Genomic DNA, 23,238 nt, shown 5'->3' with positions numbered 1-23,238 from the left:
CATGACCGCCCCCATCACCGTCCTGCGCGACACCCATCCGCTGCCCGTACTCGATGCCTGCAAATGGGAAAAACTCGAAGGCGACCCGCACACCGTCAACCTCAACGCCTACACCAGCGAAGACGGCAGCAAGATCATGGGCACCTGGATCTGCACACCCGGCAAGTGGTATGTGGAATACGTGAAGTGGGAGTACTGCCATTTCCAGGAAGGCTACTGCATCATCACCCCTGAGGGCCTGGAGCCGATCCATCTGCGCGCCGGTGACATCTTCGTCATCGAGCCAGGCATGAAAGGCACGTGGGAAGTGGTCGAGACCGTGCGCAAATATTTCGTCTTCGCCTGACGAACGCGCTTGACCGATACGCTGTGCTCAAAGGCGCGCCTGGAGCACAGCGCAGCATGATCGCCCGTTATGCCGTCACGTCGACGGTGCTGATTTTACCGCTGCGATACGCCTCGAATATCTGATGCAGGCTCGATCGGGCATCGCCTTTCGCAGTGAAAATGCCGCCACACCCCCTATTGGCCGCTGCATAACTTTCATCCTCCATCAATATCTGGTGCGCCTGCTTCAGGTTCCAGAACGGCACGCCGGCAAACAGGTGGTGCGTCAGATGATAGTTATCACCATGCATGCCGATAAACAACCGCTCGACCGGCGTGGGAAAACGATTGCGCGTCAACTGCACCTCATCCTTGTACACCCCGAACATGCCGAAGTGCTCGGAAATCTCGGAGAGCCAGCCAATCACCTGGAACACCGTGAAGTAAGGAACCAACCAGAACAGGACATAAGCCCACGGGCCGACAAAGTAATTGAAGAGCAACAACATGGCGCCATGAACCGCCAGAAGCTTCAAGCCCTGTAACGGATTGGCCAGGATGTCCCCCGCCCGGTTCTTGACCAGATAAAGGAAGTACTTGTAGGTGTTGACCAGCGTCACGCTCCTGAACAAATGACGGAACAGGAAGTCCAGACGGTCCTGAGCCTCGTACAAACCCGACTCGATATAGAAACGATGGTCGGGATCCTTCAGCTTGTCGCCCAGATGGTGATGGTGCATCTGCACATGGGATCGACGATAGGCTTCATAGTCCTGGAAGATGGGGTAGGCCAACAAATACTCACCGACCCATTTGTTAAGCGCCTTGCTTTGAGCCAACGTCATATGCGCCGCTTCGTGCAAAAGCGAGGCAAGTGCCCGCTGCCGAGAGCCAATGAACAACAGTGCCAGCGGATAAAGCACGTTATAGCGATTGGCTAGAAATATCGCCGAGGCAATGACCAGAAGATCCGCACCCAAGGCAATCAGCCAGTGCCAATTGTCTTTTTTGTACAAAGGCCGCAGACGCAGCCTGAGTGCAGCAGAAGGATTGAACCTGTTCACATCGTTCATCGGAATTCCCTTTCGTAACTCGAAGTGATGAATACAGGCGCGAAACGCCTGCGCAGCCTTAATGGTTCCCCAGTCAAAACAATTAGTGCAGTTCCACTGCCGCAGACGGTCACTTGTCAGGCACACCACGCACATTCCATTGCGACAAACCGCACGACATAGACTTTTTATTTACAGGCTATTGGTTGCCTCATTGATCATTTACAACTCGGACAGCAACGCGATGAACTCATCCACGTCTTGAGCGTTGTTCCTCCCATTGATGGAAACGCGCACAAAACGCTCATGCCCCTGCGCCAACATGAAGTACGGCGTATGGGATGCATATCCCGGCCAAGCGTTGATACCTCGGGCGCGCAGATAACTGACGAGTTCTGTCGCCGAACAACGCTCATGGGTGAAAGCGATGATGCCCTGACGGTGAGTGCCCGGAGCAATCAAGTTGACACCGGGGGTCTCTGCCAGACGCCGGAGCAATTCGTGATAGAGCTCGGACTCCGCCCCGTAGGCGCTCGACAAGCGCTCTTTGATCGCCTGGTTCAAGCCCACTACGGCTGCGTTGTTGCGCTCGGCATATTCAAAACAGCGGGCATCTCCCAGCCCTCGCGTGACGGCGCCGCGGACATCGACCGTGGCCCGGCCCAGGTCAGTGAAACGAGGCTGCGCGGTGGCCAGGAAGCGCTCGGACAGGTAGGCAAACCCTGTTCCCCTTGGCCCACACAGGAACTTTCTACCGGCAGCCGTCAACACATCGCAGCCGGCGGCGCGCACGTCCAGCGCCAGCATGCCCGCCGATTGACAGGCATCGACAAAGTACCAGGCCGAGTGGTCGCGCAGGATATCGCCCACCGCCTCGATGTCATTCACGATGCCGCAGCACGAAGGGACATGGACGATCGAGACCAACTTGACCTCGGCGCTCATGTGCCGGGCCAGCCATTGCAGGTCGAGGTTGCCATCGGCCAGCAGCGGCATCACTTCAACCACCACCCCATGCAGGCGCTGCAATGTTGCAAGTGCGATCAAGTTGCCCGCGTATTCGTAGGGAGTGACCAGAACACGTGCGCCTTCAGACCAGGTCAATGCCTCCAGCGCGGTCACCCACGCCTTGGTCGCCCCATCGAAAAGCGCCACGTTACGCGCATCGGTGCCCAGCAGCCGGGCAATGTTTTCATAGACCTCAACGTCCAGCACAGGAGCGTAATTCAGTTCGGTTTCATAAGCCCCCGCCTCGAACTCGTCCTGCAGATAACGTTGCATCAGCTTCAGCGTCTCGGCAGACATAAGCCCCGAACCCGCCGTATTGAAGTGAATCATCAATCACCTCTCACGCCTTGAACCCAGGAAATAAAACAGACTGGCCACGACCACGCACATGGATAACAGGTAGAACACCGCCCAAGGTGCAAAGAGCGACAGGGCAACTCCGCATAGCACCGGCCCCAGCGCGGCCCCCAGGTTGGACAGGTTTTGCGCACCGTAGTACACGCCGCGCATATCCTCCGGGGCGATGTAATCGATGAACAGGTATTCCACCGGGATAATGATGATTTCACCCACGGTAAAAACGATCATGGCCAATACCCAGGCCAGCGGAGTCTGTGCGTAACAAAACCCCATCAGGCCAACCACGAAAAACAACATGCCCAGCATCAGCATCCGGAACAGATTGTTCTGGTTGATCCTGGAGCCGACCAGGTATTGCAAACCAATCACCACGCAAGCATTGGTGGTGACCAGGTAGTTGATGATCTTGTAGGTGTTCTCCGGCGTGCTGGTCACGATCAGGTATTGCGACAAATAGGCCGTGAACTGACCGAACACGACAGCACTGAGAACGCCCCCGATCGTAAAACACACCAGCTTGTAGTTACGCACCAAATGGACCAGCACGCGGGCAAAATCATGATTTGGCCGCTCTAAGCCTTCTCCACGAGGAAGCCGCGCCCCCATCCCGCTGTACAACACGACAAAAGCCACCCCGATCAAGGCCGAGACCGCAAACGGCAGGCCGGGACTGATTTTCGCGCACAGCACACCCAGGAAAGGACCGATGGCGTAACCGACGTTGGTCAGCGTGTACTTCATGGAAAACACGCTCGCCCGCTTGTCCACCGTCACCAGGAGACCTATGCCTGATTTCACCGCGATGTCGATCACCGCATAGGCGAGGTTGACCACCACGATAGCGATGATGAACGGCACCAGGCTGGCCACCTGATAAGCCACGGCAAACGCCAGGGCAAACAGCGTGGCGGCACCGAGCAGGATCCGGTAGTTGGAAAACCGGTCCACCAGAAAACCGCCGTAGACACCCAGGATGGAGCTGACGATCAACGCGCCGCCCACCACAAGACCGATATCGGTAACCCCCAGGCCAAAGGCTTGGGAGAAATAAACCACCAGATAAGGCAAGGCCAGGGCCCGGGCAACGGTCAGGATGAACGTCGCCGACAGCAGCAGAACCACGGGCCGGGTATACACCTTGAATCCGCCCTGCACCGCCAGCTCTCCCGACACGTCTTTCATGACAACATTTCCCTGTACACGCCGGGTTCGTCCTCGCGCAGCAACTCGATGCTCTTCTGGATGGCTGCACGGTCGCGGTCGAGAATGAACACGTGCCCCGGGCAGTTTTCCAGGGAAACGGTTTCCTTGAGCGCCCCTTCGTCCTGGATCTTGATGCTGTGTACGCCGGGGATCGCTTTCCACCGGGCGAGGTCTGGCGCGCGCTTGATTGCCCCGGCCTGTCGAGCGATCAGGAACACACAGCTGGAATGGAAATAGAGCTTGTTTCTCGGGCGTTGCCGGTAATCGAGAAAAGCCTGGGGGTTGATCAACGAATCGATCCACAGGCTCAACTGGTTATGCCCCAAGGCCCGGGTATAGGCCGACAGGTCGATACCGCCCGGCATGCGTGCCGCGGTTTCAAGCAACACCGGTTCGTCGTCGACAATCATCAGTTCGCTGTGACCGACGCCCTGCTGGATACCCAGAGCATCGAGCACGGAAAAAATGTATTGCGACAGGCGACGGTAGACGTCGGCATTGTCCACCGGGCACATCAGCTGGTTGTAGTCGTGCACGGGCGAATCGCCAATCCGAGTGCGGTACACCCGGATGATTTCGCTGACATAGTGCTGGCCGTCGACACTCACGGTATTGACGCAGTATTCGATGTCCACGTCCGTGGATTTGCTCGCCGACAACTCCGAGTTGAAATCCGAATTGTCCAGATACTGCTGGACCAGGATTTCCTCGTTGCTTTCAAGGAACAGGTTCTGGCTCGACTTGATAACCTCGAAGGCCTGTTCGACTTCGCTTTCCTGCGTACAGATATGAATGTTGTCGGATCCGGCACTTTTGATCGGCTTCAACACCACCGGCAGGATGCGTTGTTCTTTTACCCACTCCAGAATCGCTGCCAGCGAATCCGACTTGAAATGCTTGATCGAGCGCACACCCGCCCTCTGCAAGGCTTCATGCATTTCGAACTTGTCGCGCCAGCGAACGGCATGCGCCGGATCATTGCGGCGAGGGATATCGAACAGGCCCGCCAGGTGCGCGGCCAGCTCCACGCCAAACTCGCAGCCGGCCAGCACGAACTGCACCGAATAATCGGACAATGCCTGCTGCAGCTCGGCGTCAGAGTGGTAGAGAACGTCCTGGATAAAGTCGGCCGGACGGAACCAGGGCTTGTAGAAGGCGTTGACATTGGCGGTGGATCGCACGTGCACGCATTCGAATCCACGGGAAATAAAAGCGGGCGCGATGAGGCTGCCAATCGAATAGGCATCCACGATCAGCACAATGTTTTTCTTATAGATCACTTGATCGTCTCCGGCGCACGGCTGAGCTCGCGGACGGTAGCCTTGATAATCCCGGCGGCTTTATGAATATCGTCGCGGCTGATGTTGAGATGCGGCATGAAGCGCATTTCCCTGGCGTTATAAGGCAAGCCCCCTACCCCTTTCTGACGCAGAAGAGCGGCGAACTGCACCGGCGCGATACCCAGTGCGGCAATGTCCAGGGTGACCATGTTCGTGCCCTTGTAGCGCGCAGGCGCCTCGTCGATGTCATTGAGCAACTGGTGCAGCAAGGCTGCGTGCTCATGGTCGTCGGCCAACCGCTCGATGTGGTTTTGCATCGCATAAAGCCCGGCCGCCGCCATCATGCCGGCCTGGTGCAAATCCCCCCCGAACCATTTGCGGTATTTTTTGGCGCGCAGGATCAGTTCTTGCGAACCCACCATGATCGAACCGATCGGCGCACCCAATCCCTTCGACAGGCACATGGACAACAGATCAGCATTGTCGGTGTATGAAGTCACATCGATGCCGGAGGCAATCGACGCGTGGAGAATGCGCGCGCCATCGAGATAACGATAGGCACCGATATCCTTGGCATAAGCGAAGACATTGTTCATTTGTTGCAGCGGAAAGATGTCCCCGCCCTTGCAGCCGAGGGTGTTTTCAATCACCACCACCCGCGGCAAGGCATAGTTCTGGCTCCAGCGGCATTTGGAGGCGTGGAGTTTTTCCAGGTCACCGACATCGAACAGGCCGTTGTCGTGGTTGGTCAGCGAAAAATTGACCCCTGAAAAAGCCGAGGTCGAGGCCGACTCATAGAAATTGATGTGGTACGAAGCGTCCAGGAATATCTCGTCGCCCGGATTCGTCAGTGCCTTGATCGCCAACTGATTGCTCAACGTACCACCAGAGGTGAACAGCGCCGCTTCCTTCTGGAAGTAATTGGCGCAGTACTCCTCCAGCGCACGAACTGTCGGGTCTTCACCGAAACAGTCATCACCCACTTCAGCTTGATAAATCGCCTTGCGCATGCCTTCCGTTGGCTTGGTTACCGTGTCGCTTCTCAGATCGATAAACATAAATTGCTCCGTTAGTAACCTGCGCCAAAGACGATGCGAGAGGGATCGTAGAAGTCAGCGAGGGACTCCAGGACGTTTTCAGGCGACTCGGCGAGTCGATGCAGAAAATGCAGGTACCAGCTGTCGCCATAAACCGCCGCGATACGACAGGCCAGCCCTGCCTCCTTGGCTTTACGCAACGTCTCGGGTTGCACACCGTGGAGCATTTCCAGTTCCTGGATCTGCGAGTGGTAACCCTGCTCGAAAATGCGCTTGATCAGGTTGGGGTCCTGCGTCGCGCAACTGACCGCGATGTTGGCCTCGAGAAGTTCGGCGAGTAACGACAAATAGCGCTGATCCAGTTCTGTGCCACGGGGGAGGGCTATTTCACGCGCTTCGTTATATACACCTTTAACCAATCGAATCTTACGACCATACCCAATGATTGCGGGTAAATCATCAAGCGTTCTATGCAAGTGTGCCTGTACTGTTAGACCAATATTGGAATGATCGGGCGCCAACTGGGAATATACTTCGAGGATCTTATCGACCGCCGAAGAATGCTCCATGCTAATCATCACGGAAATATTATGTTCTGCGGCAGCAGACAGGATAGTGGCGGCGTTGCGATAGGCCGTTTCCTGGGAAATGAGCATGCCCACGGCACTTAGATCAAACCCCAATTGCGGTGTTAGTCCGGCCTTGGCGAACGTCTGGATAGACTTCAGATATTCATCGACGAAGGCCTGCACCACGCGCGGATCATGGTTCTCCTCGCCGACATACTCAACGCCGAGTCGATAGCCTTTGTCGTGGAGTAATTGGAGTTTTCCAGCGAGCTCTTCTCGATCGGAAGAGACGATATAGCGGTGGGCCGCTTGCTCGAATAACTTGAAGAACAGCGAGTCTTTGCTGAAGGCGTCACGACATTCTTGATTGAGCGCCAACTTTTTTAGGGCAGCAGATATAAGTACGCACGTATCCTGCGAAGGCATGGGTATCGCTCCTTGATAATGATTGCTCGTCCTGAGCGCCGAGTATTGTGCAACGTTTTTTGTCTGTCAAGGCTCCACAACTATAACAACTCGTTATCACTCGCAACGTTTCATATATATGAAACTAAGGACACTCAAGACAATGTCATAGTAAATATCGTTTATTACAGCTTCACGGCAAATATCGCCCAGTCAGCTTATTTCCCAGCCAGCGGGGCGACCTTGAACATGAGACGCTGTGGCGAGGAAGCTCGCTCCCTCGCCCAGTGCACGCTTATTGCGGCTTGCGATAGCTGTTAACAATCGCCGAAAAATCCTTGCCGCCCTCGCCCCGCTGGCTCATCGCCTGGTACAACTGCTGCGCCACCGCCCCCAGCACCACCGGCTGATGGGCCTGCCGCGCGGCTTCGGTCGCCAGGCCAAGGTCCTTGAGCATCAGGTCGGCGCCAAAGCCACCCGTGTAGCCACGGGACGCCGGCGCCGTTTCGATCACGCCCGGCCACGGGTTATAGGTGTCCGAACTCCAGCAACGCCCCGTCGAGCTGTTGATGATCCCGGCCAGCACCTGGGTGTCGATCCCCAAGGCATCGCCCAGCGCCATGGCCTCGCTGACGCCCACCATGGAAATGCCCAGCAGCAGGTTGTTGCAGATCTTGGCGATCTGCCCGGTGCCGACTTCGCCACAGTGCACGATGTTACGGCCCATCTGCGCCAACACCGGTTGCAAGGTGGCAAACAACTCAGCCGTGGCGCCGACCATGAAGGTCAACGTGCCCGCCGCCGCACCGCCGGTGCCGCCAGAGACGGGCGCATCGGCCATCGCCACTCCTTGTTTCGCAGCGGCAGCCGCCACGTCGCGAGCGGTCTGTGGATCGATGGTGCTGCAATCCACTGCTGGCGTGCCAGCGGCGATACCGGCCAGCACACCGTCCTCACCCAGCCAGACGCTACGCACATGGGCGGCGGCCGGCAGCATGGTGATCACCAGCCCGGCGCCCTGGGCCGCCTCGCGAGGCGAGGCGCTGACGGTGCCGCCCAATGCCGCCAGCTCGGCCAGCACCGTCTGGTTCAGGTCGAACAGGTTCAGCGAATGGCCGGCCTTGAGCAGGTTGCGCGCCATGGGGGCGCCCATGTTGCCCAGGCCGATAAATGCGATGTTCATGTCCGGCTCCTTAACGCAAATTGATGGTGGTGTTCACACCGTCATTGACGCTGTCATCATCGAACCAGCGCGCGGTCACGGTCTTGGTCTGAGTGTAGAACTGCACCACTTGTTTGCCGTACGGGCCGAGGTCACCGAGTTTCGAACCACGGGAACCGGTGAAGCTGAAGAACGGCACCGGTACCGGGATCGGGATGTTGATGCCCACTTGGCCAACGTCGATTTCGCTCTGGAATTTGCGCGCCGCTGCACCGCTCTGGGTGAACAGGCCGGTGCCGTTACCGAATGGGTTGGCGTTGACCAGGGCAATCGCCTGATCCAGGGTGTCGACTTCCAGCACCACCAGCACTGGGCCGAAGATTTCCTCGGTGTAGATGCGCATCTCGGTGGTCACGCCGGAAAACAGGGTCGGGCCGACAAAGTTGCCCTGTTCGAAGCCCGGCACGCTGATGCCACGGCCATCGAGTTCCAGCTTCGCGCCTTCCTTCACGCCGCTCTCGATCAACTCGAGAATCCGCGCCTTGGCCCGCTTGGAAATCACCGGACCAACGTCGGTGCCCGGCTCACTGCCGGCGTTGACCTTGAGCTTCTGCGCCAGGGCCTTGAGCTCCGGCAACCATTGTTTGGCCGCGCCCACCAGCACCACCACGGAGGTGGCCATGCAACGCTGGCCGGCCGCGCCAAAACCGGCACCGACCAAGGCGTTGAGGGCCTGCTCACGATTGGCATCGGGCAACACCACCGCGTGGTTCTTGGCGCCCATCATCGACTGCACGCGCTTGCCATGACGGCCCGCCAGGTCATACACGTGGGTACCGACCGCCGTCGAACCGACGAAGGAAACCGCCTTGATGTCCTTGTGGGTGCAGAGCGCATCCACCACGTCCTTGCCACCGTGCACCACGTTGAGCACGCCCGCCGGTACGCCGGCCTCGATGGCCAGTTCCACCAGCAGCATGGTCGACAGCGGATCCTGCTCCGACGGCTTGAGCACAAAGGTGTTGCCGCAGGCGATGGCCATCGGGAACATCCACAGCGGAATCATCGCCGGGAAGTTGAACGGTGTGATGCCCGCGCACACCCCGATCGGTTGGCGCAGCGTATAAGTGTCCACGCCACCGGCAACGTTCTCGGCGAACTCGCCCATCTGCAGGGTGCCGATGGAACAGGCGTGCTCGACCACTTCCAGGCCGCGGAAAATATCGCCCTCGGCGTCAGCGATAGTCTTGCCCTGTTCGGCGCTGAGCACCGCGGCGATGCGCTTGGAATGCTCGCGGATCAAAGCCTGGAGCTTGAGCATGATGCGCATCCGCGCACCGATGGGCGTCAGTTTCCAGGTCTGGAACGCACGCTGGGCAGCGGCGATGGCGGCATCGACTTCCGACGCCGTCGCGAATGGAACCTTCGCCAACACCTGCTGGGTCGCCGGGTTGACGATGTCGTGCCATTCGCTGGATTGGGATTCAACCCACTCGCCATCGATCAACAGTCTGACGGTTTGCAGGGTGGTGTCGCTGGGCGTAAGGGAAACGTTCATGCTGGCCTCCGGGATTGTTCTTATAGAGAGCGCTGGTTCAGCAAAGACCAAGGTGCATGAGCACGCATGGTGATGAGACGGTTTTTGGAGTATAGATGTGCAAACTTCTAATAAGAATGCACATAAAAGCCGGTCCATCATGCAAAAAAACATCACCTCCCTGGGGTCGCTGAATTGGGACGACCTCAAGTTTTTCCTCGAAGTGGCCCGCACCCGCAAGGCCAGCACGGCCGCCAAGCGCCTGGCCGTCGACTACACCACGGTGTCACGACGCATCAGCTCGCTGGAAGCCTCGCTGGGCACGCTGCTGTTCGAAAAATCCCGGACCAACGGTTTTGTCCTGACGGCCGAAGGCCAGCGCCTGCTGGGTTACGCCGAATCGATCGAAAGCACCCTGCACATGGCCTGCGAACAGGTCTCAGGCTCTGGCGTGGCGCTGTCCGGCCATGTACGCATGGGCTGCACCGAAGGCTTCGGCAGCTTCTTCATCACCCCGCAACTGAGCCATTTCGTCGACGCCTACCCGGCCATTTCGGTGGACATCCTGCCGCTGCCGCACTTCATCAGCCTCTCCAAGCGCGAAGCCGACATCGTCATCGCCCTCGAACGCCCCGAACATGGCCCCTATGTGTGCTGCAAATTGTGCGACTACCGGCTGCAGCTCTATGCCACCCAGCCCTACCTGGACAATCACCCACCGATCCAGCGCCCGGCCGACCTGGGCAAGCATTCGTTCATCAGCTACGTGGATGACCTGGCGTTCAGTTCCGAATTGCTCTACCTGGCCAACGTCCTGCCCGGCGCCAACGCCCACCTGCGCAGCACCAGCGTGATTGCGCAATTCGTGGCCGCGCAGCAAGGGCGCTCACTGGCGATCCTGCCCTGCTTCCTCGCTGCCCAGGACCCACGGCTATTGCCGGTGCTGCCGGAGGAAATCACCGTCACCCGGCAGTTCTGGATGTACTGCCGGGAAGACCTGCGCAAGCTCAAGCGGATTACGCTGTTGTGGGATTACATCCGCGAGGTGACTGAACAGAATCAGCCCCTGCTGATGGGAGACAGCCGGGAGATGGTGTTCGCCGACTAGTCGGCGATGACCACGATGGCGACGCGGCGGTTTTCGGTGCGGCCGCTGGCGGTGTCGTTGGAGGCGACCGGTTTGCTGCTGCCCAGGCCGCGCAACTGGACGTTCTCTTCGCGCATGCCAACGCTTGTCAGCACCTTGCCCACGCTGGCGGCCCGGCGCATCGACAGTTGTTCGTTGTAGGTCTGGGAACCCGATGCGTCGGTATGACCATCGACGCGTACCCGCTCGATGCCCGCCTCCAGCAACGCCTTGCCGATGCGCTCGACGATTTCGGTACTGGCCGGGTTGAGATTTTCCACATCGCTGCCGAACAGCACCTTGCCCGACAAACCGAAGGCCCAGCCATCCTCGGTCAATTCGAAGCCTTGTTGCTTGAGTACGGCAATTTGCGCCGGGGTCAGGCCTTTCGGCGGGGCCGTCTGGCAACCGCTCAGGGCCAGGATGGCAAGCAAGAACAGCGCCGCGAACCAGCGCAGGGAAAATTGAGGGTATGAACGCACGAGTCAGCTCCTGGTTTGAAAATCAGCGACGGAGTGATCCGACCCCGCCGTATGTTGACCGCCTCGAGCGAGGCGTTTGGCTTGGTACATTGCCGCGTCGGCGGCATGGAGCAGGGTGCCCGGTGTGTCACCATGATCCGGGTAGACGGCAATGCCGATACTGAGGGAGGTCAGCACGGAGGCGTTGCCGGGCAATTGAATCGGCATTTCCATGCTGGCGATGATTTTTTCAGCGATCCGCTCGGCATCCTCGGCCTTGTGCAGGGGCGCCAGCAGCACGGCGAATTCATCGCCTCCCAGGCGCGCGACCAGGTCATCCTCGCGCAACTGGGCCCGGACCCGGGTCGCCACGGCCGTCAGCACCGCGTCGCCGGCGGCGTGGCCAAAGTTGTCATTGATACCCTTGAACCGATCGCTGTCCAGGTACAGCACGGCCACTTGCTCGTTGAGCTTGCCGGCATTGCGCAAGGCGCGAATCAGTCGGCCTTCGAAAAACGCCCGGTTCGGCAAGCCGGTCAAACTGTCGTGGCTGGCCTGGTGCGCCAGGGTTTCGTTTTCGCTTTGCAGGTGGGTCTGCCAGGACTCCAGTTCATCGAGCAATGCGTTGAAGTCATTGGCCAGGTTATCCAGTTCAGCAATGGCGGCCGGTGGCACGCGTCGGTCCAGGGCTCGTTCGCTGCGTGCGGCGTGGGCCACCTCGGCCAGGCTGCGCAGCGGCCCGGTGATCGCACGCAACTGGCGCCGCGCCAGATAAAGTGCCACCCAGGCACTGACCGCCGTGCACAGGATGATCCCCGCCAGGCCGCTGAGCAAAAAGCGCAGCAGGCTACCGCCATGCCCCGCCAACACGATACGGCCGATGTTCTGCCCTTGATGAACGATCGGCAGGCTGATGGGCTTTTCCAGGAATGCCTTGGCAATGTGTACTTCCAGTTCCGACAACAGGCCGGTTTGCGGTCGCTGCCAGCGCGCCAACAGACGGCCATGTTCATTCAACACCTGGGCATCGGCGACTTCCTCGGTGGAGGCGATCAAGGCCAGTGCTTCGGTAGCCGCCGCCGAATCATCGAAGACCACGGCGGCCTCCACGGTGTAGTTGATCGAACGGGCGATCAGGTGCAGGTTGTGATCGGCGTAGACCCGCAACGCCAGCAGGCCGAGCAGGGTCAGGGAAACACTGGCCATGGTGATGGCCACCAGCGCGACGATCAGATGGCCACGACCGATGACCGAGCCCAGGGTGGGACGGACCCTTGGTTTGCGCTGTTTCATGGCGTCGCCGGCCTGCGACGGGAAAGCTGCAGCACACTTGGATGGATGCGCACACCACTGCGCGCCACAGAGTCGAGGTTGACCTCGAAAGACACTTGTTCATCGCCGACCCGCAGACAGAACAGGCTCCCCACGGTGCACTGGTCGCCGCCTTCGCTGATGCTCAGCACTGGCTTGCCGATCAAGGACGCAAACAAACGGGTGTGCTCATCATTGGTCAGCCTGCCGACGTAGACCGCGTTGCAGGCAGTGGCGATATCAGGATGATCGGCCAGCAGCCGTTGCACCGTCACGGGCCGCCCCGTGGCCTGGGTGGTGCCCTTGACCAGATCGTCGGTGTATTGGGTAGGCCCGACGATGCACAGCTGCAGTTGGGTAGGCTCCACGGGCCAACGGGCGTAGCTGAGAATGCCCAATACCACCTGGGTCACCGCTTCGGCCCGCTGCTCGGCCTGAGTCGTGGTGACTTGCTCCTGGGCCATCGCGACAGGCAGCAGCAGACACAAAAGGCCGGCCAGCAGAAAATGCCCCCGCCCCTTGCTGCGCACTGCCTCCCGTACAGGCACTTTCATGGAGAATCTCTTGATCCAGACGATAAGTGCCGGAACGATAGCACAGTGCCCAAAAGCCAGCGAGGCCGCGTGTTACGTAGACTTCGGAGCGAAACAGGCAAAATTGCCGTGGGGCATGAACCATTAAAAGCTGACGATTCAGTCAGCCGGCTCCAACTCCAGCATCAACCCGCTCAAGCGCTTGACCTTGCGCCGGACCGCCTCCTCGAAGATGCCCACTCGCGGTTCGATCAGGCTGAACCATTGCTTGCCCCGGGTAATGGCGGTGTACACCAGTTCCTTGGTCAAGACCGGGTTGAGCGCATCCGGAAGGATCAACGCGGTATGGGTGAATTCCGAACCCTGGGATTTGTGCACCGTCATGGCATACACGGTTTCCACGTCATTGAGTCGGCTGGGCAGGACGAAACGCACCCCGCCCTGGCCGTCATTACGCGGGAACGCGACCCGCAGGACCTGTTTGCCGGCATCGGGCCCGTCACGCTCGGGCAGCTTGAGGGCAATGCCGATATCGCCATTCATCAACCCCAGCCCATAGTCGTTACGGGTCATCAGCACCGGGCGTCCCTCGTACCACTGATGATCGCTATCGATAAGGCGAGCCTTGAGCAATGCCGCGGTGATCCGTTGGTTCAACCCTTCAACGCCCCACGGGCCTTTACGCACCGCGCAAAGCAATTGGAATTCGTCGAAGGCCGCCAGTACCTCCCGAGCCCACTCGGCCCAACAACCGTCTTCCAATGGACGAGAAATGGCCGGGCGACGCTGCCGCAGCAGGCTCAGGTAATGCCGATACCCCTGGGGCCCTTCTGGCTTGCCGTCGAGCAACAGCTTTTCCAGCTTGGTGTCGTGCTCACTCGTCAACTTCAGGGAGGACAGATCGGCATATTGCCCTTGCTCCAGCAACTGACGGGCTTTTTCAGGCTGTTGCTGGTTGACCCAGCGAGCCAGTTGGCCGATCCCACTGCCTTCGCCGAAGCGTCGGGAATGCCTGAGCATCACCACTTGCTGTGCCAGGGGATGAGTGCCGTCGAGGTCTTGCCGCAGGTCACTGGCCGCCAGGTTCTCACCACTGACCGACTCAAGCCAGGCCCGGGTCCGGGGGCTGTACCAACCGTCCTCGGCGTCTCGACACAAGTCCCCCAGCACCGCACCGGCCTCTACAGAAGCCAACTGGTCCTTGTCCCCCAGCAACACCAACCGGGCATGGGTCGGCAGCGCATCCAGCAGATTGGCCATCATCTCCAGGTCGATCATCGACGCCTCATCGACCACCAACACGTCCAGCGGCAAGCGATTGCCGGCATGGTGACGAAAATGCCGGGTGCCGGGACGGCTGCCCAGCAAACGATGGACCGTCGTGACGTCGCACGGAATGCGTTCGCGCACAGCCTCATCCACGTCCAGGGTCCGGACCTGCTGGCTGATGGACTCGGTCAGGCGCGCCGCCGCCTTGCCGGTGGGCGCAGCCAGGCGAATGCGCAGCGGCTTCCCGACCTCGACGGCCGGAGCCTGCAACAACGCCAGCAGGCGCACAACGGTGGTGGTCTTGCCGGTCCCCGGGCCGCCGGTCACGATACTGAAGGCCCCGCGAGTCGCCAGCGCGCAAGCCAGCTTCTGCCAATCGATCGGGACGTTGGCATTGGCCGGCCCGAACAGCCCGTCCAAACGCTCGCGCAGGTCACCAGGCGCCGCTTCATGGTCAATCAGCCGTTGGCGCAACGCCTCGTCGATCCGTCGTTCATAACCCCAGTAGCGGCGCAGATAAAGACGCTTGCCAGACAGTACCAACGGACGTTGCTGCGCCTCTTCGCTCTCATCCGCAGCCAGGGCCACCAGACGACTGGACGCCAGGGCCTTGCACCAATGGGCGCCGTCCAGTGTCTGCAATATTTGCGAGGGCAACAGCATCACGCCTGGCTGCAGGTCGCCCTCGGGGGGCAGCGACAGGGCGAAGTCCGGCTCCTTGAGGGTCTCGAACACATCCAGGCAAACATGCCCGTGGCCCAGTTGATGACTGGTCAGCGCAGCGGCGAGCAGGACCAAGGGATCATCGTCCGGCGCCAGTTCATGGAGGAACGCCACGAATGCCTTGTCCAGGGCGCGCAACCAGCCGCGCTCGACCCAGCGCGTCAGTAACAACAGCAGGTCCTGGGCACGGCTCAAGGGGGCCAGGTCAACCGGGCTCTCGTCGTCGGACGCCTTGGGCAGCAGATCGGCAAAGGAACGACTCATAGCAGCTCTCCCTGTACCCACGCCGGCTCGGCCTTGGGTTCGGGCGCGCCCTGGAACAGCCGATCCAGTTGTTCGATCAAGGCCCGTGGCGGCTTGGTGAAATACACGCCCTGGCTGGTCGAGCGGGTGCCGCGAAGGAACAGGTAGAGCGCGCCGCCGACATGCCGGTCGTAGTCGTAACCAGGAAGCCGCGCCTTGAGCTGGCGATGCAGGGCCAACAGGTACAGCACGTATTGCAGGTCGTAGCGATGGTCCAGGATCGACTGTTCCATGGCCTGTACGGTGTAGGCCATGTCATCGACACCCAGCCAGTTGGATTTGTAGTCGGCCACGTAATATCGACCGTCGTGTTCGAACGTCAAATCGATGAAGCCCTTGAACATGCCGTTGAGCAGCACCGGTTCCGCCGCGACGCGGGCCACACCGCCATGGGTGAAGCGGCAAACCAGTTGATCAAGCTTTTGCACATCGACCTTGTGGCTGGCGAACCAGAACTCCATCTCGACCTGGAAGCGGGTCAGTTGTTCGAGCACCACCGGCGCCTGGTCGTCGCCGACGGGCATGGGCATTTTGATCAGGTGCTGCAGCCAGTCGCTCAATGTGGCGATCCAACCTTTCCAGCCTCGGCGATTGCAGCGGCGGGCAATGGCATCTTCGATATCCGCCGGCGCAGATGAAAAACCTTCCCCCGCGGCCCACTCCAAGAGGCCATGGAGGAAAGTGCCGGGGCCGGGGCCACGGGGAAAACGGTGGATATCGCCACCGAGGGCGATGGTCTCCCTGGGAGCGTCCGGGTCCAGTCGCTCATCGTCGAACAACTTCTGGGCTTGCGGATTCTCTGGCGCGGTATCGCTGCCTTCGCTCAGGCTTTCGCCGATGCGCAGGGCGCTGTAAGACGCGATCCACCAATTTTCGCTGGCTTTTCGCAAAGGCACCAAGGGTTCGAGCAACACAGCGTCGTTGCGCGGCGGCCGGTAGCGCTCGTCGGTGGCTTCGGGCACTGGCTGGCAACTCACCGCGACACTGCCTTGTTGCAGGTCTTCCAGCCAACGCATCAGCTCCACCGACTCGGCCAACGGCACACCGCCGCCCAACAGATAACCCAGCGCGGACACATGCAGGATCGAACTGTTGTTGTTGCCCCGCTTGAGATCCGCCACCCCCAGCCAGCAGGCATGTTGCGCACGGGTCAGTGCCACGTAGAGCAGCCGCAGGTCCTCGGCCAGACGCTCATCATCGGCCTTGGCGATCAGTTCGGCGGTAGGCTTGAGGCTGATCTGCGCCTTGTTGGCCTCATCGTGGTAATGCAACGGCAATCGACTGCCATCCACCGGTTTCGTCGAACAGATGAAGGGCAAGAAAACCAACGGATACTCAAGCCCCTTGGACTTGTGGATCGTGACCACCTTGACCAACTGCTCATCGCTTTCCAGGCGCAGGATCTGCTCTTCCCCCGCCTGCCCGGACAAAGCCAGGTGCTCGGACAAATGGCGGATCAAGGCTTGTTCGCCATCCAGTTCACCGGCGGCCTGCTGCAACAGTTCGCAAAGGTGCAGCAAGTTGGTCAGCACCCGCTCGCCATCGCTGCGCGCCATCAAGGCCTGGGGCAGTTCGAAATCATGCAGCAAGCGTCGCAACATCGGCAGCACGCCCTGGCTGCGCCAGACCGAGCGATAACCACGAAACTGCATGACCCGGGCTTCCCAGGCCAACTCATCCTGATTGAGACGCTCCAGCTCCGTCAGCGGCAGGTTCAACGTGATGCTGGCCAGCGCTGCCCGTAGCGGTCGCTCCACATCCGGCTCGGCGCAGGCCCTGAGCCAGGTCAGCAAATCCCGCGCCTCTTGCGAAGCGAAGACCGAATCCTTGTCGGACAGATAGACACTGCGCACGCCCCGCGCGGACAGCTCGGCGCGCACGGCCTGCGCTTCTTTACCGTCGCGCACCAGGATGGCGATATCCGCCGGGCGCAACCCGCGCAGCGTTTCGCCATCGACCGTGAACCCGTCGCGGCCTGACTGGCCACCGTTGAGCAATGCCGTGATCTCGCTGGCGCAGGCGGCCGCCATGGATTGCCGGTACACCGCACCGGAAAGCGGCTGCTCCGACGGCAGGTGCCAGATATTCAGCGCCGCAACGGCCTGTCCTGCCACCTGCAAGGACTCCTTGCGCCCCTGGGACTCAACGGACAGGAACGGCACCGGGTTCTCACCCGAAGGTTCACGGAACAGAAAGGCACCGTGCCCCTTCGGACGGGACTCGGCCTTCTGGAAAATATGGTTTACCGCACCCACCATGGCATGACTGGAGCGGAAATTCGTGCCCAGGGTATGTAACCTGCCGACCGTGGCCTGGCGCGCACGCAGGTAGGTGTAGATGTCGGCACCGCGAAAAGCGTAGATCGCCTGCTTCGGATCGCCGATCAGGAAAAGTCCGGTCTCAGCGTCGTTGTCTTCGATACGGTAGATGCTTTCGAAGATCCGGTATTGAACCGGGTCGGTGTCCTGGAACTCATCGATCAGCGCCACCGGAAACTGCTCGCGGATCAGGCTCGCCAGACGCTCGCCCCCCTCGGCCTGCAGCGCCGCGTCGAGACGCAGCAGCATGTCGTCGAAGCCCATTTCGGCGCGGCGGCGTTTCTCGGCTTCGAAACGCGCCCCGACCCATTGCGCGGCATGCTGCAACACGGCGGCGTCTGGCGTGGGCAACGCATCCAGGCTGGCCTTGAGACCGGCCATGGCGTCCAGCCCGGGGTGGTTGGGCACTTCACCTTTCCAGGCTTCGGCCATGCCTTCGGGGGTCAGGCGCGTGAACCCGGTGCCGATGTCCAACAACTCAAGACTTTCGTCATCGACCCAGGCGGTGATTTTCTGAAACCACGGTTCGAAGTAACGCGCCTGCATCTTGCGCCCATCGACAGACTTGCTGGCGACGCCTTGCTGGCAGATCTCCAGCAGCTCCACGGCCCACTGTCGCCATGGCGCCTTGAGATCGAGCAAGGCAGCACTGCGCTCCTGCAGGGAGGCAGCGATGAGTTCGGCAGGCTCAAGCCCGTCAGCGTCGCCACGCTCGCTGGAAAACAACCCCCTCACCCGTGGCAACAGCGCAGCCGGCCCTCCCCAATGGGTACGCACCCAATTCAGCGCCTCGCCTTGCATCGAATAGCAGAACAGCCGCCAGTAATCGCGCAATACCTCCCCCAGCAATTCGCTGTGGTCGGTTTCCAGGGTCTGGGTAAACAGGCTGCCGCTGTCGAAGGCATGCTCACGCAACATGCGCTGGCACCAGCCATGGATGGTCGAGACGGCCGCTTCGTCCATCCACTGCGCGGCGATGTCCAGCCGGTTCGCGCAGCCGGGCCATTGCTCGGCACTGAATTCATCGCGCAATGCAGCGATCAGTGAATCCGGGGCTGGAATCTCTTCGCGAAAGAAACGTGCGGCTTCGGCCAGACGGGTGCGAATTCGTTCACGCAGCTCCTTGGTGGCAGCGTCCGTAAAGGTCACCACCAGGATTTGCGGCGGAAGCAGTTCGCGGCCAAAACCGGACACCGAACCGCCATGCCCCAGCACCAGACGCAGGTACAGCGCCGAAATGGTGAAGGTCTTGCCGGTACCGGCGCTGGCCTCGATCAGTTGACTGCCTCGTAGCGGAAAAGCCAGGGCCAATGGTGTCTGCCGACTCATGAACGGGCCTCCTCGCCGGCCGATGAACGCCATGGGGCTTCGAGCAATGGCCGATAAAGCGCATCGCACCAGTCGGGGAATGTTTCGTCAGCCATCAAGGCCGCGAAATCCGGAAACTGTCGCGCCAAGGCCGGGTTTTCCCGCCGTTCGCCTTCAAACGTCTGTCCATCGCCCTCATAGGCTTTGCGCGCCGCGGCTTCGGCCTTGAGTGGATCATTCTGGCCGAGCCAGGCGAAAGCCGTCTTCACTGCGATCGGCAGCGGCTGGCGCATACCCGTCTGCCAAGCCTGCAGCATGTCGCCCAACAACCTTCGTGCGACAGGCTCTTCGAAAGGTGCCAGCAGCAAGCTGTCATCACTGGCCACCAGCGCTGTCGTCAACGACAAGCCGTTAGCGCAGGCCACGAGATGGTTGACCCAGGGCCGTATCAGGCGATGCCACTTGCGGGTCTTGGTGGAACCGATGCTATTGGGTATAGCCGTGATGGCGAGGACCGCACCGTCGGCGCGCTGGTGCAGGCCACTGAGCCATCCTTCGACACTCACGCCCTGCAAGTGCAGGCTGACAGGCACGGCACTGGTCAGCGGTGTGGGCCATAACGCCAGAAGCTGTTGGTAACGCTGGAGCAGATCCGGCAGGGGCTCGATCAACTCACGCTGCATACACTCTCCGAACCCGGCCATCGGTAACAGGCCGCTGTTCTGGAGTCTCTGGGCGTGGGCGGTCAGGGCCAGATCCGACTGGTCCAGGCGTACCAGCGCAGCCTCGAGCAGGCTGTCACTCAGGATGTAGCGTTGCAGCGCATCGAGCACGAAAGGTTCGTCATCGGCCAGAGGCGCCTCGATGGCTTCAAAGAATACTTTCAGCCGTTGGCTGAAGAAATGGCGGACGGGATTGCGCAGGAAGTCCTGCAACTGACCGAGGCCCAAGGGTTCTTCCTGGACGTAAGGTGCCAGCACCTGGATTTTGTCAGTGTCATCGGAGGTGTCGTGGAGCATTCGCCATTCGCTGGCATAACTGAACAGTTCGTCACCTTGATGGAAATAACGCGCACTGAATGGTTGCAGCGGATGCTCCTGGGTCAGGGCATCGAGAAGACTCTCGCTGTCATCGGCCAACCGCCAGCCGCTGGCGAGATGATCGCGCAGTTGGCCGATCAACACCGATGCCGGTCGTTCACTGTTGTCGCGGATGCTGCGCCCCACCCAACTGACGTACAGCTTTTCCCGGGCCGAAAGCAGCGCTTCCAACAACAGGTAACGGTCATCCTCACGACGGGAACGATCGCCAGGGCGATAATCGCCGCCCATCAGATCGAAGTCCAAGGGTGGCTGGGCTCGCGGGTAATCACCATCATTCATCCCCAGCAGGCACACCAGCTTGAAGGGGATCGCGCGCATTGGCATCAAGGTACAGAAGTTGACGGCTCCGGCCAGGAAGCGTTGGGACAGTCGCCCCTGATCCAGCCCGGCCAACCACGCTTCACGTACCACGGTCAGCGGCAATTCATCTTGCAGCCCCACCGACTCACAGGTTTCCAGCCAGGTTTCACGCAAGTCTTCGAGTTGGGCCAGCAAATAGTCGTCATGCTCGTTGCTCGCCAGGAAAAACAGCTGCATCAGGTCGTGCAGGCGCGCCCCCCATTGCTGCGGCGATGCCGGCTGGGTGAGTTCCTGATGAGCGACTTCCAGGGCATCCAGCAACGCAACCAGCGGACCGATCAATGCCGCATCCAGGCCGCCGATCTCGTCATAGGGCTCGATGCCGTCATAGGCCTGCGAGCTGCCGACAGCGTACCCCAGCAACATGCGACGCAAGCCGAAACGCCAGCTGTTCTGCTCAAGCTCCGCGGGCAAGCCCAACCCGGCACGGTGTTCGGCGCTCATCCCCCAGCGGATCCCCGCCCCTTCGATCCAGCGGTGCAATGTCGGCAGGTCGGCCTCATCGATGCCAAACCGTTCGCGCAACGCCGGGACATCCAGCAGATCGAGGATTTCGCTGACCGGGAAACGACTGTCCGGCAGCTTGAGCAAATGCTCGACGGCGATCAGCAATGGATCACGTCCACGCTGGCCCTGGTCAGTCAGCGTGAATGGAATGAAACGAGGGTCGCTCCGGTCGAGCTGGCCGAACACTGCGCGAATGTGCGGCGCATAACTGTCGATGTCCGGGACCATGACGATGATATCCCGTGGGCGCAGGGTCGGATCCGCACTGAAGTGGGCCAGCAACTGGTCATGGAGTATCTCGACTTCACGCTGGGCGCCGTGGGCCACATGAAAGCGGATCGAGCCGTCTCGCTCCGTATCGACGACAGGCCAGTGCTCCCGGGTTTCGTTCAGGGGGCGCAGCTCCAGGATGTCATCCTGCAACTGACTGAGCAGGGTCGTGGGGGTCCCATCCGTAAACAGGTCGATTCGCCCATCGCGAAATACCGCGCGGTAGCTGTTGGGGTCGTCGTAGCTGTCGAGCAGGTTGATATAGTCGCGCCCCTGTTTGCCCCAGGCAGCCAATAACGGATGGGCATGTTGATGCAGGGTTTGCGGATCGAGGACGGCGGGCATGCCGGTCTTGCGGGCCTGACGCTTGTATTGGTGGCGCAGCAGATCCTTGTCGGCGACGATGTCCGCCCAATGATGACGACACGGGTTATGCACGCAGAGCAGAACCTGGCTGAACCGGGAAAGACCGGCAAGCGCCTCGAGGACTTGGGCAGGCAACGAAGAAATACCGAATACGATGACCCGCGCCGGCAAGCCTTTCGGAGCGACTTCCAGGTTGTTGATACGCTCGATGTAGCGCTGGTGGACGCCGGCACGGCTTTGCGCCATGCCTTGTTCACCCACATCCAGCAACAGAGCACGCCACAGTTCCGCTTGCCAGCAATTCGCCGGTGCGAGCGGCTTGATTTCGCCTCGGACATTTCGTGTCTGGTGTCGACCTTCAGCCCAATCCTCGAGCCAGTCGGCCCGATACACCTGGTACTGGTCGAACAGATCGGCAAGGCGCTCGGACAGTTGATAGCGCTTGCGCAGGTCGGTGTCGTGGGTGAGGAATCGTCGCAAAGGTTCGAAATGAGGCTGCTCGATCAACTGCGGCAGCAGGCGCATCAGGCGCCAGGTCAGCGGAGCCTTGTCCAATAGGGACTTGGCCGGAATCTCGTCCCGCCCCAGGACTGTTCGATACAGCTGCCACATGAAACTGCCCGGCAATTGCACATCAATGGCCGCCGCAATACCGCAGCCGCCGGAGTCATCATCTTCCGGGTCTTCAGCCAGTGCGAGCTTGAGCCATTGGGCAATACCGTTGCTCTGTACCAAGGCGATTTCATTTTCAAGGGGAGCCAGCGGGTAGCGCCGCATCAAGCTGATCACCAGGCTGCGCAATTCATCAAGGCGATTCCCGTGAACCACCATGAAAGCTGGGCTAAGGGACGTTGCGTCCGGCATGAAAGGCATCCTTGAAAATGCAAAAGCTAGGGCAGAACCTTAGCACTGTCGGGGGGTTGTGACAGCCGGAAGCTGTCCGCGCTTGTTGTAAGAACTTTCCGGCGGGCAAAACAAAACCCCTACCTGCATCAGCAGATAGGGGTTTCGGAATTTAATCTTGACGATGACCTACTCTCACATGGGGAAACCCCACACTACCATCGGCGATGCATCGTTTCACTTCTGAGTTCGGGATGGGATCAGGTGGTTCCAATGCTCTATGGTCGTCAAGAAATTCGGTAGCCAGCGCGTGCCTTGCGGTCACGTTTCAGCGAATGGGTATGCGATAGTTTGTGTGTTGCGGTTGAGCGTCGCGAACTTTCGGTTCGTTTCGTCTTCACACACCGCAATCTGGTCTCTTTCGCCCTGGGGCCTGGAGCATTCAAATTGCTTGGGTGTTATATGGTCAAGCCTCACGGGCAATTAGTACAGGTTAG

Annotated in this window: 16 protein-coding genes and 1 rRNA gene; 2 read left to right on the top strand and 15 right to left on the bottom strand. The window is 60.2% G+C overall.

The annotated features are described in order from the left end of the window. Nucleotide 1 precedes the first annotated feature (1 nt). The gene (locus BM317_RS22950) at nucleotides 2-346 is read left to right on the top strand and encodes a cupin domain-containing protein (protein WP_060739285.1); all 345 of its coding nucleotides are present in this window, start codon (nucleotides 2-4) and stop codon (nucleotides 344-346) included. A gap of 67 nt (nucleotides 347-413) precedes the next feature. Here the strand turns inward: BM317_RS22950 and gntB are convergent, their stop codons facing one another. From gntB to BM317_RS22910, 8 genes are all read right to left on the bottom strand, one after another. Then, nucleotides 414-1,400: a guanitoxin biosynthesis L-arginine gamma (S) hydroxylase gene (gene gntB, locus BM317_RS22945; protein ID WP_092173814.1), complete on the bottom strand. Its 987-nt coding sequence runs from the start codon at nucleotides 1,398-1,400 to the stop codon at nucleotides 414-416. 201 nt (nucleotides 1,401-1,601) lie between these two features. Then, nucleotides 1,602-2,717, bottom strand: coding sequence for an aminotransferase class V-fold PLP-dependent enzyme (locus tag BM317_RS22940; RefSeq protein ID WP_139236059.1), 1,116 nt, complete (start codon nucleotides 2,715-2,717; stop codon nucleotides 1,602-1,604). Between the two features lie 3 nt (nucleotides 2,718-2,720). Further along, the gene (locus BM317_RS22935) at nucleotides 2,721-3,929 is read right to left on the bottom strand and encodes an MFS transporter (protein WP_092476382.1); all 1,209 of its coding nucleotides are present in this window, start codon (nucleotides 3,927-3,929) and stop codon (nucleotides 2,721-2,723) included. After that, nucleotides 3,926-5,230, bottom strand: coding sequence for a hypothetical protein (locus tag BM317_RS22930; RefSeq protein ID WP_092173826.1), 1,305 nt, complete (start codon nucleotides 5,228-5,230; stop codon nucleotides 3,926-3,928). Before BM317_RS22930 ends, BM317_RS22935 begins: the two co-directional genes overlap by 4 nt. Further along, on the bottom strand, nucleotides 5,227-6,288 hold the full coding sequence (locus tag BM317_RS22925) for a threonine aldolase family protein (protein WP_092173830.1): 1,062 nt from the start codon (nucleotides 6,286-6,288) through the stop codon (nucleotides 5,227-5,229). Before BM317_RS22925 ends, BM317_RS22930 begins: the two co-directional genes overlap by 4 nt. A gap of 11 nt (nucleotides 6,289-6,299) precedes the next feature. Beyond that, a complete protein-coding gene (locus tag BM317_RS22920) occupies nucleotides 6,300-7,262 on the bottom strand; it encodes a proline dehydrogenase family protein (protein ID WP_092476381.1) in 963 nt (320 codons plus the stop codon). A 274-nt stretch (nucleotides 7,263-7,536) separates the two neighbouring features. Next, nucleotides 7,537-8,424, bottom strand: a complete 888-nt coding sequence (gene mmsB, locus BM317_RS22915; RefSeq protein WP_092476379.1) for a 3-hydroxyisobutyrate dehydrogenase — start codon at nucleotides 8,422-8,424, stop codon at nucleotides 7,537-7,539. 10 nt (nucleotides 8,425-8,434) lie between these two features. Then, a complete protein-coding gene (locus BM317_RS22910; RefSeq protein WP_092173837.1) occupies nucleotides 8,435-9,961 on the bottom strand; it encodes a CoA-acylating methylmalonate-semialdehyde dehydrogenase in 1,527 nt (508 codons plus the stop codon). A gap of 139 nt (nucleotides 9,962-10,100) precedes the next feature. Here BM317_RS22910 and BM317_RS22905 point away from each other — a divergent pair, with 139 nt between their 5' ends. Then, entirely contained in the window at nucleotides 10,101-11,048 is a 948-nt protein-coding gene (locus BM317_RS22905) for a LysR family transcriptional regulator (protein ID WP_060739294.1), read from the top strand. Here BM317_RS22905 and BM317_RS22900 read toward each other — a convergent pair. The 7 genes from BM317_RS22900 to rrf all read right to left on the bottom strand — a co-directional run bounded on the left by BM317_RS22900 (nucleotide 11,045) and on the right by rrf (nucleotide 23,033). Continuing rightward, the gene (locus BM317_RS22900) at nucleotides 11,045-11,548 is read right to left on the bottom strand and encodes an outer membrane lipoprotein YfiB (RefSeq protein ID WP_092173841.1); all 504 of its coding nucleotides are present in this window, start codon (nucleotides 11,546-11,548) and stop codon (nucleotides 11,045-11,047) included. The two genes, BM317_RS22905 and BM317_RS22900, sit on opposite strands and share 4 nt — an antisense overlap. Nucleotides 11,549-11,551: 3 nt before the next feature. Next, nucleotides 11,552-12,820 carry a diguanylate cyclase DgcN/YfiN gene (locus BM317_RS22895; RefSeq protein WP_092173846.1) on the bottom strand — a complete coding sequence of 423 codons (1,269 nt, stop codon included), beginning with the start codon at nucleotides 12,818-12,820 and terminating at the stop codon, nucleotides 11,552-11,554. After that, on the bottom strand, nucleotides 12,817-13,392 hold the full coding sequence (locus BM317_RS22890) for a regulatory sequestration protein YfiR (protein ID WP_092476378.1): 576 nt from the start codon (nucleotides 13,390-13,392) through the stop codon (nucleotides 12,817-12,819). The genes BM317_RS22895 and BM317_RS22890 overlap by 4 nt, the downstream gene beginning before the upstream one ends. 138 nt (nucleotides 13,393-13,530) lie before the next feature. Continuing rightward, entirely contained in the window at nucleotides 13,531-15,627 is a 2,097-nt protein-coding gene (recD, locus tag BM317_RS22885; protein ID WP_092476376.1) for an exodeoxyribonuclease V subunit alpha, read from the bottom strand. Further along, on the bottom strand, nucleotides 15,624-19,313 hold the full coding sequence (gene recB / locus BM317_RS22880; RefSeq protein ID WP_092476374.1) for an exodeoxyribonuclease V subunit beta: 3,690 nt from the start codon (nucleotides 19,311-19,313) through the stop codon (nucleotides 15,624-15,626). The genes recD and recB overlap by 4 nt, the downstream gene beginning before the upstream one ends. Further along, nucleotides 19,310-22,762, bottom strand: a complete 3,453-nt coding sequence (gene recC / locus BM317_RS22875) for an exodeoxyribonuclease V subunit gamma (protein ID WP_092173863.1) — start codon at nucleotides 22,760-22,762, stop codon at nucleotides 19,310-19,312. Before recC ends, recB begins: the two co-directional genes overlap by 4 nt. A gap of 155 nt (nucleotides 22,763-22,917) precedes the next feature. Then, nucleotides 22,918-23,033: ribosomal RNA gene (gene rrf, locus BM317_RS22870) — 5S ribosomal RNA — on the bottom strand. Between the last annotated feature and the right edge of the window lie 205 nt (nucleotides 23,034-23,238).

Origin of the sequence: Pseudomonas sp. NFACC24-1 (genome assembly GCF_900115235.1) — a bacterium.
GTDB lineage: Bacteria > Pseudomonadota > Gammaproteobacteria > Pseudomonadales > Pseudomonadaceae > Aquipseudomonas > Aquipseudomonas fluorescens_AA.
The sequence above is the reverse complement of the archived record's forward strand: the minus strand, read 5'-3'. Positions and strand labels throughout refer to the sequence as shown.

Bases quoted from the DNA above. Each gene is read 5' to 3' on its own strand.
- recC (WP_092173863.1), bottom strand. From the start codon at position 22,762: ATGCCGGACGCAACGTCCCTTAGCCCAGCTTTCATGGTGGTTCACGGG.
- BM317_RS22920 (WP_092476381.1), bottom strand. From the start codon at position 7,262: ATGCCTTCGCAGGATACGTGCGTACTTATATCTGCTGCCCTAAAAAAG.
- mmsB (WP_092476379.1), bottom strand. From the start codon at position 8,424: ATGAACATCGCATTTATCGGCCTGGGCAACATGGGCGCCCCCATGGCG.
- recB (WP_092476374.1), bottom strand. From the start codon at position 19,313: ATGAGTCGGCAGACACCATTGGCCCTGGCTTTTCCGCTACGAGGCAGT.
- BM317_RS22910 (WP_092173837.1), bottom strand. From the start codon at position 9,961: ATGAACGTTTCCCTTACGCCCAGCGACACCACCCTGCAAACCGTCAGA.
- BM317_RS22935 (WP_092476382.1), bottom strand. From the start codon at position 3,929: ATGAAAGACGTGTCGGGAGAGCTGGCGGTGCAGGGCGGATTCAAGGTG.
- gntB (WP_092173814.1), bottom strand. From the start codon at position 1,400: ATGAACGATGTGAACAGGTTCAATCCTTCTGCTGCACTCAGGCTGCGT.
- BM317_RS22925 (WP_092173830.1), bottom strand. From the start codon at position 6,288: ATGTTTATCGATCTGAGAAGCGACACGGTAACCAAGCCAACGGAAGGC.
- BM317_RS22950 (WP_060739285.1), top strand. From the start codon at position 2: ATGACCGCCCCCATCACCGTCCTGCGCGACACCCATCCGCTGCCCGTA.
- BM317_RS22905 (WP_060739294.1), top strand. From the start codon at position 10,101: ATGCAAAAAAACATCACCTCCCTGGGGTCGCTGAATTGGGACGACCTC.
- BM317_RS22940 (WP_139236059.1), bottom strand. From the start codon at position 2,717: ATGATTCACTTCAATACGGCGGGTTCGGGGCTTATGTCTGCCGAGACG.
- BM317_RS22895 (WP_092173846.1), bottom strand. From the start codon at position 12,820: ATGAAACAGCGCAAACCAAGGGTCCGTCCCACCCTGGGCTCGGTCATC.
- BM317_RS22890 (WP_092476378.1), bottom strand. From the start codon at position 13,392: ATGAAAGTGCCTGTACGGGAGGCAGTGCGCAGCAAGGGGCGGGGGCAT.
- recD (WP_092476376.1), bottom strand. From the start codon at position 15,627: ATGAGTCGTTCCTTTGCCGATCTGCTGCCCAAGGCGTCCGACGACGAG.